Genomic DNA, 9,851 nt, shown 5'->3' with positions numbered 1-9,851 from the left:
AAAAGGTGCTACGATTGACAATCTGTTCAAGTTCTTTTCAAGTTTGAACAAAGAGAAAGCAGAACAGATAGAGAAAGCCAAAGGACAGCGAGGTGGAGATACCAAAGAGACCATTATAAATCGCCTTCTCAACAATTTCTACGAGCAGTTCACACAATCTCAAAGTGCTTCTACTGATGAGTAAAATTAAAAGCCAGTTATCGAAATTGATAGCTGGCTTTTTTTATCTAAATATGAATTGTCACATCTAAATGCGGACTAAAATTCTAATCTCAAAATTATGCCTTATACATAATTAATCCTATCTTTGTGTCGTTCAAACAAGGCTATTTAAGAACAACGTTTAAGAACCAAAGTTATAAATCATTGAAACACAATACTTTTGAGCAAAAGTAATTCTTTTCTTTAGACCACACAAGAAAAAGCGCAGAATATTAACATTTGTATATTAATAGGTACTAAAAAAAAGTTCTGGCAATATTCCTCTCATTTTCAATACAATAGAGATTATCCGATATTTTTTCTGAAAAATAACTGGAGAATAATTTGTTTTATTCAAGAAAAGCCGTACCTTTGCACCCGTTAAACATCGCGGAGTGGAGCAGTTGGTAGCTCGTTGGGCTCATAACCCAAAGGTCATTCGTTCGAGTCGGATCTCCGCAACTCAATAAAGAATCGCTTTTTAAGCGGTTCTTTTTTTATCTCTCCCCTAATAAGTTCAACCGTCCCCGGTTCCTTTATTCACAGGTCCATCGTGATATCAACCATGTTTTCAACAAAGTTATCAACAGGTTAATTCATTAACAACAAAGCTATTAACTATATAAGAGAATCGTTTTAAACAAGCCAGAATTGACTTATTCACAATCTCATAAAAAACAAGCAAAAACCGCTTGAACACAAAAAAAGATACTACCGAAAATCAGCAGTATCTCCTTTATTCTTCTTCCGTAAGGAAGTACATCCATTCATTACAATCTATATTACCCTTGCCTTTTTTGTCGGTTCTGACGCCCTTCTTTCATCTGTTTCTCACGCTCAGCCTGTTTTTTCACATAGCTATCATATTGTTCCTTAGTCAGAATCTTCTTCAGCTGGGCATCATAATCCTCACGAGATTTCTTCATTTCCGCTGCCTTCTTTTCACGTTCTTCTTTTGTCATCCTAGCAGCTTTATCATCTTTAGAATGTCTACCTTGATTAGCAGCCATTTTTTCCACCCAAGCAAGGTTTACATCCAACAGTTGTTGTTTCTGGTCTTCATTCAGAGAGTATTCTTTCACCATACGCTCCGTCATACGTTGCGCACGGGTTTTCGGGTCCATCTGCTGTCTTCCGCCCTGGCGATTACCTTGTGCCATTGCTACACCACTCATCAGTAGTAAAGCTACCATCCAAAATACGATTCTTTTCATGTCTTTTTTCTTTTTATTGTTAATCTGATAATAAACTGATTGCTTAATTGCAATATTATCTTTGACCAGATTAAAGAGGGAAAGTTAAATCGCATCAAGAAGATTAACAATAAATAACTTATTATTATCCTTCCCGACCGAACGAACGGTATTCAAGCGGAGTAAGCCCTGTACGTTTTTTAAAAAAGGAGAAGAAGTATTCGGTAGACTGGAAGCCTAAGAAAAAAGAGATTTCTTTCACCGATTGGGAAGTACCCACCAGCATCTGTTTGGCTTTACGAAGTTTCAGTTCCTGAAAATACTTGGCAGGTGCATAACCGGTATATTCCTTAAAAACCCTGCGAAACCATGAATAACTGATATTCAGCCTCATCGCCAACTCTTCCGGGTCGATATTGCCGGATACATTTTCATTCATAAGTATCTTTGCCTGTTCAATCTTCTGATCGACATCACTCATCTCAAAGACCTTATTCTTGGAAATAGAAAGAATCATACCTATCATATGGAGTACGATGCCGGACAGGTATTGCTGGGCAGATATTTTATCCGCCTCCGCCACCTCCAAAGCACGAGAAAACAAAGACACCAGTTCTTCGTTTATTCCAACCTCCAGTATCTGCCTTTCCGGAGAAAGAAAGGCATCACCCACAATTGCATCAATTGTCGGCCCTTCAAAACCGATATAATATTCTGTCCATCCGGTCTGACGCAACGGATAATAGGTATGCCACTGTCCGGGAAACAGCACCATCAGCCGACCTTTACAAACTTGTCTTTCAGGAGTAGAATCGGATGAAAACAAACCACGCCCTTTCGTTATATAGACTAACTGATATTCCCGCAACACCCTTCCTTTTTCAGCATTGAAAAAGTAGCCGGACGGATGTTCTTTCAACGGATAAGGAGAATCGGGAGGGATAGACTGGTAGCCAACTGTATTTACCCACAGACCGAACTTACGGTCCATGTCATTTACAATCAAGTATTTAAATTCTAATCCCAGATTATTTTCCTCACTCATACAGGCGTGTTTTCATGTAATTGAATCGAACAAAAGTAGGAATTATTTTCAAAAAACACATGCTAAACAATAAAAAACATCCGGAGTACCTGTTCAGATCCTCCGGATGCCTATAAAAAACAAACCTTATTTGATTCGTATCAGAATGCTTTCCGATACAATACTTCTATTTCCGCTACCGACGTAGGACGCGGATTACCTCCTGTACAAACATCATTAAATGCAGCTACCGCCAACGCCGGAATATCTTCCTCCTTTACATTAATTTCATGCAATTTCTGCGGGATACCGATACTCAAGGAAAGCGCTTTCACTGCTTCAACAGCAGCCTTCACCCCTTCAGCTTCAGTCATACCGTCTGTATTGACGCCCATCGCTTTGGCAATATTAATATACTTCGGAGCCGCCGGAGATTCAGCATTGTACTCCATTACATAAGGCAACAGCAAAGCATTGGCAACACCATGAGGAGTATCATAGAAAGCACCCAGCGGGTGAGCCATAGAATGCACAATTCCCAGACCTACATTAGAGAATCCCATACCTGCAATATATTGAGCCTGTGACATTGCTTCACGGGCAACTGTATCCTTACCGTTATCTACTGCCGCTTTCAGATTCTGAGCAATCATTTCAATCGCTTTCAGTTCGAACATATCACTCATAGCCCATGCCCCTGGAGTAATATAACTTTCGATAGCATGAGTCAATGCATCCATACCTGTAGCGGCAGTCAGCCCTTTCGGCATAGAATACATCAGTTCCGGATCAACAATAGCTACGGCAGGAATATCGTTCGGATCTACGCAAACCATTTTCTTACGTGCATCCTCGTCGATGATTACGTAATTGATAGTCACTTCAGCTGCAGTTCCGGCAGTGGTAGGCAATGCAAAAGTAGGAACCGCTTTATGTTTGGTATCAGCCACACCTTCCAAAGATTTCACGTCAGCAAAATCCGGATTATTCACAACAATACCAATCCCCTTTGCCGTGTCGATAGAAGAACCGCCACCTAAGGCTACGATAAAGTCGGCACCGGAAGCCTTATAAGCAGCCACACCATTCTGCACGTTGGCAATTGTAGGATTCGCCTTCACATCACTATAAAGTTCATACGGAATATGGTTGTCATCAAATACTTTTATAATTTCAGCAGCCACACCAAATTTGACAAGGTCTTTATCTGTCACAAAAAAGGCTTTCTTAAAGCCACGTCTGGCTGCTTCCACAGCAATTACACTCCGGCATCCTGCGCCGAAATAAGAGGTCTCATTCAGAATAATGCGATTCATAGTTGTGTCATAATTTTAAAGTTACCGCAACATTCCCCATTCATAGAAAATGCCGCGGTCGCTAAAGTAGATAAATTCAATGATTTATACAAGTATTATTTAGGAAGATTGAAAGCAACAGACATTTCTTTCATTTGTTCCTGAGTCATACCATCCGGTTCGAAGCCCATATTTTTGGCAGCGATATAAATTAATGCCGACTTATTCAGTACATCAATCTGGTCAAAAGCCTGCATCACATCGCAATCAACAGCAAAGACGCCATGCTTTTCCCACATTACCACATCATAATCCTGCAATTCCTTGATGGTAGCGTCCGCCAACTCTACCGAGCTGGGTAATTTATAAGGAATGATACCCAACCCTCTCGGACAGAATGCTTTCGTTTCGGGGATCATGCTCCATAACAGATTGGTTGCCACATCTTTCTGAAGGAACTTTTCGCAATGTGTCATCGCGATCAGCTCAATCGGATGAGTATGCACAGAAGCCTTATAAGGAGAATTCTTACTCAGCAAATCATTATGCACACTCAGATGAGAAGGCAATTCCGAAGTCGGTGCAACTGCCTCATCGGCTATGATAACATAGCTGGCACAGTCATCCAGGATACGAATAACCGAACCATTTTCCATCGGCCAGCGAGCCAGATCACGCATGCGTTTATTAGTCCCTTTACAATAGAAATAACACCCTTTCAGATATGGCAATGTAACGCCAATAGGTTTTACTTCACTTATCGGTTCCATCCGGCGAATTTCATCGTCAACAAATTCCGTGATATTAACAGTGATATTACCACCGTTACGTTCAGCCCATCCTTTTTGCCACAAGTATCCGGCAACTTCAGCCACCTTATTAACTTCCCTGGCAAGTGCCGGACGGTTTTCTAAAATTGATTTCATATTATAATATAATTTATTTATCAGGCACGGATTACACGGATTTCACGGTTAAAGAGCCATGTATTAAAACCGCGTTATCCGTATTATCCATGCCTAAAATTTTAAAACAAGTTCGGGAACACCAAAGAGAAAATCAGAATCACCAGACCACAAACCAATACTGTGATCGTTTTGGTAGACACTCCTTTCCACTCTTTCAGGATAATTCCCCATACATTACTAAATGTCACATTCAATGCCATCAGGATACACCACGAAAAAGCCAGCAGCACGGGACTTCCCGTAAGAAAGCTCTTACCCATTTCCAGTCCGAAGAACTGCATGTACCACAGTACACCAGCTAACGCACAGAACACAAGATTGTTGCCCCAGACTTTACCTTTGGCATAGTCACCGATAGACTTATTAGCTACATTCTGCTGCAGGCAATAAGCGGCATTTGTCAGAAATCCGCCTAAAGTCACCAGGAAGATTACAGGAAGACCGGCATAAAGTCCGTCCACTCCACCTGCCAAAGCAGCTTCCTTGATAGGAGTTCCCGCATCCAGCCCTAAAGCGAAGCAGGCACTCATCACACCCGCAAGAAGCGCCACCAGCAATCCCTTGGTCAATGCGAAATCCTTTACGGCAGCACGTTTTTCTTCTTCACTCATATTCTGCGCACGCAAGCCACCGGCATAACCGATAACAGCAATACCCGCCAACGTAATACAAACACCTAAAAGAAGAATCAATCCGTTACCTTCGAAAAGGTTAGTTCCGGCAAAGATAGCAGGAAAAAGAGTTCCGAATCCGGCACAAGTACCCAATGCTATACTTTGTCCAAGCGCAACGCCCAGATAACGCATGGAAAGTCCGAAAGTCAATCCGCCTATTCCCCATAATATACCATAAAAGATGCTCATTCCAGCACCTCCAGCTCCCCACAAGTCGAACAAACTGCCTCCTGCAGGTACCCCCAGCAGTGATCCCAAAAACGGGAACACTAACCAGGCAAACACACCTTGCACTAACCAGAAGCTTTCCCAGCTCCATTCCTTCACCTTATTAATAGGCACATAGGAACTGGACTGGCAAAAGCTACCGATGGCTATAATCAATAAGCCAATTAGAATATCCATAACTTACCGTTTAGAAGTTACTTCTGCTTCGTACTTTTCGATTTCTGCAATGAAATCTTCGCCTACCGGCACATTGTTCTTTAAGCAGAACATATCCCATACCGCATTCCATGGAAGCGCTTTCTCTTCTTCAAGCAGAGCCAGACGCTGGAAGCCCTGACCGTTAGCTTCGTATTCACGCAACTTGGCAATCGGCTCAAGCAAAGCACGTGTCATACATTTCTGAGCAGCACGGCTACCGATAACGTAAGCACCGATACGGTTGATAGAAGCATCGAAATAGTCGAGACCGTAGTGTACGCGTTCCAATGCACCGCAACGAACAATTTCACTGAACAGTTCCATTGTAGGATCATCCATAATGGTTACGTGGTCGGAATCCCAACGAACCGGACGGCTTACGTGCAACATCAATTCGGGCACATAAAGCAAAAGAGAGGATACTTTGTCGGCAACACTTTCAGTCGGATGGAAGTGACCGGTATCCAAAGTTACCATCTTGTTACGGGATGCGCCATAACCGATGTAGAAGTCATTGGAACCTACTGTATAGCTTTCCAGACCGATACCGAATACTTTTGATTCAATACAGTCTTTCATGTTTTTATATTCAGTAGCAAATATCTGATCCAGAGAATCTTTCAACAATGCACGATATTTCATGCGGTTTACAGTGATATCCTTGCTTCCGTCATGTACCCAAAGATTCATGATACACGGGTCACCCTGCGCCTTACCCATTTCTTCGGCAACGGCACGACAACGTTTGGTATGCTCAATCCAGAACTGACGGATGCCCTCATCCGGATTAGACAGTGACAAATCACCAGATTTCGGATGTGAGAATGAAGTAGAGTTAAAATCGAGTTTCATGTTATGCTCTTTACCCCATTCAATCCAGCTCTTGAAATGTTCAGGCTCTACCTGATCGCGGTCTACCACTTTACCTTGAAAATCTCCGTAGATTTCGTGCAGGTTCAAACGGTGTGTACCCGGAATATAAGAAGCGGCTTTCAGAATGTCGGCACGCAGTTCATCTATATTGCGAGCTTTGCCCGGATAATTACCGGTTGCCTGAATACCTCCGCTCAGTGCACCTGCCTGCACTTCAAATCCCGTTACATCATCAGCCTGCCAGCAATGAAGTGACAAGTGGAAGTCCTGCATGGTTTTCAGTACCTTTTCAGTATCTACACCTACTGCTGCATAGCGTTCAACAGCAATCTCATACGCTTTCTGGATCATTTCTTCTTTTTTCATGATATTCTATTATTAAAAGTTAATATTATTCTGTCGGTTATTTCTTGATTCTCCGGAATTTATCGAACGCAGTTTTTAAAATGGATATAAGCCGCATCCCAGGCTGCCATATCCTGTGGGTGATAAGTCTTCAACGGAATTGAACGGCTTATCAACTGACGCATACCGGCAACATCCGTCGCCTCTCCCACCGTCATTGCCTGAATCATGACATTACCGATAGCTGTAGCCTCAGACGGTCCTGCCACAACCGGAATGCCGATAGCATTGGCAGTGAACTGATTCAACAAGTCATTACGGCTACCGCCACCGATCACATGCAGAGTTTCGATAGGACGAGGAGAAAGCGCACGCAAGTTCTCCAACACCTGACGGTAACGCAAAGCCAGACTCTCAAAGATACAACGTACTATTTGTCCACGTTGCTCAGGAACCGGCTGCCCAGTAGTCCGGCAATATTCACGAATAGCCTGTTCCATATCCGCAGGATTTGCAAAACAGTCGTCATCCGGATTGATTAAACTACGGAATGGTTCACACGAATCCGCTTCGGTAATTAATTCCGGATAGCTTGTATCTCCCCAATTCAGACGGCAACGTTCCAGCAACCACATTCCACAAATATTCTTCAAAAGGCGAATTGTGCCTTCTACGCCACCTTCATTCGTAAAATTCAAAGCCTCTGTTTCAGCAGTAATCACCGGCGCATCTGTTTCCACCCCCATCAGCGACCAAGTACCGCTACTCAAATATGCGAAATTACGATCAAGTGCGGGAACAGCTGCTACAGCAGATCCGGTATCATGTCCGGCCACCGCAATCACAGGAATTGCCCCCAATCCTGTTATCTTTTGCACTTCTTCAGTCAATGTTCCTATCTTCTCACCCGGGAAGACAAAACGACCGAAATTCTCTTCTTTCAGTCCGACTGCTTTCAGCAACTCCGGTTCCAGACGTTGCGTATGTGCATTCACTAATTGGGCAGTGGAAGCAATGGTATATTCAGTTACCATCTTCCCGGTCAGCATATAGCTCAACGCATCCGGCATAAACAGAACTTTGTCTGCTGCCTCCAATGCACTGTCATGATTGCGACGCAAAGTATCTAATTGGAAAAGTGAATTAAAATTCATTACCTGAATACCAGTTTTACCATATACCTCGCTACGGGAGATACGAGAGAAAAAGGCTTCCGGTGCTCCTACCGTATGCGGATCACGATATGCATAAGGCTGGCGAAGCAGGTTTCCGTCTTTTCCAAGGAGGACGAAATCTACTCCCCATGTATCTATACCGATAGAAGCAATAGATTCGCCACGGTGAGCTACCAATTTCAATCCGTCGATAATGTGACGGTATAATGCATAAATATCCCAATAGAAATGTCCACCCACCTCGATCAAGTGGTTAGGAAAACGATTAATCTCCTCCAGATTTAATCCGCCTTCAATAAAAGAGCCTAAGATTGTACGGCCGCTTGTTGCGCCCAGGTCGACTGCAAAAAAGTTCTGTTTCATGGTATTTTGTCTATATATTTAAGGTATCCATTTACCTACATTGCAAAGATAGGCGGTTCCTTCCTCCTTTTCCTTACACATTTTGATAGAAAGGATGTGCATTTTGACACAAATCTGCATAGCCAAACCTTACATCAGTATAAATTTTACTTTTTATGCAAAAAAAGCATGATTTATGCATGTTTTTTCCGAAATAATGCATAATTTTGCGCCATTCTTAGAATAATTATGCAATGAAGAAGAAAGCAAATCGGTTAGACGCCATCAAAATGATTATCTCAAGCAAGGAGGTAGGCTCGCAGGAAGAACTGCTGCAAGAGCTGAACCGTGAAGGCTTCGAACTGACACAAGCCACCCTCTCCCGCGACTTGAAACAACTGAAAGTAGCCAAAGCTGCAAGTATGAACGGTAAGTATGTATATGTATTGCCGAATAACATCATGTATAAACGTTCCACTGACCAGAGTGCCGGTGAGATGTTGCGCAACAATGGATTTATCTCCCTACAGTTTTCCGGCAATATAGCTGTTATCCGTACCCGTCCCGGTTACGCCAGCAGCATGGCTTATGATATCGACAACAATGAGTTCAGCGAGATTCTGGGAACCATTGCCGGTGACGATACCATCATGCTGGTTCTGCGTGAAGGAGTAGCCACAAGCAAAGTACGTCAGCTTTTGTCGCTCATCATTCCGAATATCGAATAACTATACCTATATTATATATAAAGAAATGGACACTCAACAAATAGATGTTATGGTAGCCGACGCCTCACATGAGGTTTACGTTGACACTATTTTGGAAACTATCAGAAATGCTGCTGCCGTACGAGGAACCGGAATCGCAGAGCGCACACACGAATACGTAGCGACTAAAATGAAAGAGGGCAAAGCAATAATCGCGCTCTGTGGCGACACATTCGCAGGTTTCACCTATATCGAATCATGGGGAAACAAGCAATACGTAGCAACCTCCGGTCTGATTGTACATCCCGATTTTCGCGGATTAGGATTGGCAAAGCGCATCAAACAAGCATCTTTCCAACTGGCACGTCTCCGATGGCCGAAAGCTAAGATTTTCAGTCTGACATCCGGAGCCGCAGTGATGAAAATGAACACCGAACTAGGATATGTCCCCGTCACTTTCAATGAACTGACAGACGACGAGGCTTTCTGGAAAGGATGCGAAGGCTGCACCAACCACGATATACTGGTGGCTAAAAACCGTAAGTTCTGCATCTGCACAGCCATGCTGTACGATCCGACAGACCCGCGGAACATAAAAAAAGAACAAGAAAGAAATAACATTTAATAT

At 43.0% G+C, this 9,851-nt stretch carries 9 protein-coding genes, 1 tRNA gene and 1 pseudogene; 4 read left to right on the top strand and 7 right to left on the bottom strand.

What is annotated here, in order from left to right; translation table 11 throughout:
• Both HMPREF2794_RS28955 and HMPREF2794_RS12475 read left to right on the top strand, forming a co-directional pair.
• Positions 1-184: pseudogene (locus HMPREF2794_RS28955) on the top strand (hypothetical protein); the annotation flags it as partial.
• Between the two features lie 406 nt (positions 185-590).
• Positions 591-663, top strand: a tRNA-Met gene (locus tag HMPREF2794_RS12475).
• A gap of 320 nt (positions 664-983) precedes the next feature.
• Here HMPREF2794_RS12475 and HMPREF2794_RS12470 read toward each other — a convergent pair.
• From HMPREF2794_RS12470 to rhaB, 7 genes are all read right to left on the bottom strand, one after another.
• Positions 984-1,415, bottom strand: coding sequence for a DUF4890 domain-containing protein (locus HMPREF2794_RS12470; RefSeq protein ID WP_010536415.1), 432 nt, complete (start codon positions 1,413-1,415; stop codon positions 984-986).
• A 124-nt stretch (positions 1,416-1,539) separates the two neighbouring features.
• Positions 1,540-2,439: an AraC family transcriptional regulator gene (locus HMPREF2794_RS12465; protein ID WP_010536414.1), complete on the bottom strand. Its 900-nt coding sequence runs from the start codon at positions 2,437-2,439 to the stop codon at positions 1,540-1,542.
• Positions 2,440-2,579: 140 nt separating this feature from the next.
• On the bottom strand, positions 2,580-3,734 hold the full coding sequence (gene fucO, locus HMPREF2794_RS12460) for a lactaldehyde reductase (protein ID WP_010536413.1): 1,155 nt from the start codon (positions 3,732-3,734) through the stop codon (positions 2,580-2,582).
• Positions 3,735-3,829: 95 nt separating this feature from the next.
• The gene (gene rhaD / locus HMPREF2794_RS12455; protein ID WP_010536412.1) at positions 3,830-4,639 is read right to left on the bottom strand and encodes a rhamnulose-1-phosphate aldolase; all 810 of its coding nucleotides are present in this window, start codon (positions 4,637-4,639) and stop codon (positions 3,830-3,832) included.
• 101 nt (positions 4,640-4,740) lie between these two features.
• Entirely contained in the window at positions 4,741-5,760 is a 1,020-nt protein-coding gene (rhaT, locus tag HMPREF2794_RS12450) for an L-rhamnose/proton symporter RhaT (RefSeq protein WP_022301693.1), read from the bottom strand.
• A 3-nt stretch (positions 5,761-5,763) separates the two neighbouring features.
• Positions 5,764-7,020, bottom strand: a complete 1,257-nt coding sequence (locus HMPREF2794_RS12445; protein WP_010536410.1) for an L-rhamnose isomerase — start codon at positions 7,018-7,020, stop codon at positions 5,764-5,766.
• Positions 7,021-7,079: 59 nt separating this feature from the next.
• Positions 7,080-8,537, bottom strand: a complete 1,458-nt coding sequence (rhaB, locus tag HMPREF2794_RS12440) for a rhamnulokinase (RefSeq protein ID WP_022301692.1) — start codon at positions 8,535-8,537, stop codon at positions 7,080-7,082.
• A gap of 233 nt (positions 8,538-8,770) precedes the next feature.
• On the opposite strand from rhaB, the gene HMPREF2794_RS12435 reads away from it, so the two are divergent.
• The gene (locus HMPREF2794_RS12435; RefSeq protein WP_008762699.1) at positions 8,771-9,244 is read left to right on the top strand and encodes an arginine repressor; all 474 of its coding nucleotides are present in this window, start codon (positions 8,771-8,773) and stop codon (positions 9,242-9,244) included.
• A gap of 25 nt (positions 9,245-9,269) precedes the next feature.
• A complete protein-coding gene (locus HMPREF2794_RS12430) occupies positions 9,270-9,848 on the top strand; it encodes a GNAT family N-acetyltransferase (protein ID WP_008762698.1) in 579 nt (192 codons plus the stop codon).
• Positions 9,849-9,851: the final 3 nt, after the last annotated feature.

The sequence above is a fragment of the Bacteroides sp. HMSC067B03 genome (genome assembly GCF_001811315.1).
In the GTDB taxonomy this organism is placed as follows: Bacteria; Bacteroidota; Bacteroidia; order Bacteroidales; family Bacteroidaceae; genus Bacteroides; species Bacteroides faecis.
The sequence above is the reverse complement of the archived record's forward strand: the minus strand, read 5'-3'. Positions and strand labels throughout refer to the sequence as shown.